Annotated in this window: 1 protein-coding gene; it reads left to right on the top strand. The window is 39.8% G+C overall.

Annotated elements, in window-relative coordinates:
* Positions 1 to 259: hypothetical protein (locus tag G1H19_RS22790; RefSeq protein WP_204282717.1), on the top strand; the 259-nt coding region annotated here is incomplete at its 5' end.
* Between the last annotated feature and the right edge of the window lie 352 nt (positions 260 to 611).

Genomic DNA, 611 nt, shown 5'->3' with positions numbered 1-611 from the left:
GACTTACATTAAGCAAGACCTGATTACCAATTACATTAAGGGTGTCATTAGAAATGTGCTTGCAATCACAAAGACAAGTGAACTCAATAATACCTATTCTGAATTCATGATGGATGCGGTCACAAAGGCGTTGGTGACTGACAAGGACATAGACAAGAACATTTCAGTGTTCAAGAATGGATATTATGACCTTAACCAAAAGAAATTCATTGAGACTGATGTGCTGCCATTCTCTCTTAACCAAAAGACATATGAATGAAGTGAAACAGCAAAGTCAGATGTTGGTGAAAGGTTCATTAAGGCACTTGCAGACAAGGATGAAGACAAGAGACAGCTCATATTGGAAATAATAGGTTCATGTTTCTTCCCCCAAAACCCATCAATATTTGCCATACTGCACTCAGCACACTCAACGTCAGGTAAGGGTACAATCATTGATTGAATAAGAGCCGCTACGGGCTCAGTTAGAGAGCTTGACTACAAGAATATACTTGAAGGGTCAAACCAATTCTCTACGGGTGCTCTAAAAGGCACTGATGCGGTGTTCTTTGATGAATTGCCTGCACTGTTTACAAAAGGGACATCAGAAACAATCAAAAGGATTGCTGACA

This window comes from Goekera deserti (genome assembly GCF_010685995.1).
GTDB lineage: Bacteria > Actinomycetota > Actinomycetes > Mycobacteriales > Geodermatophilaceae > Goekera > Goekera deserti.
This window is presented reverse-complemented; position numbering and strand designations above follow the sequence as displayed.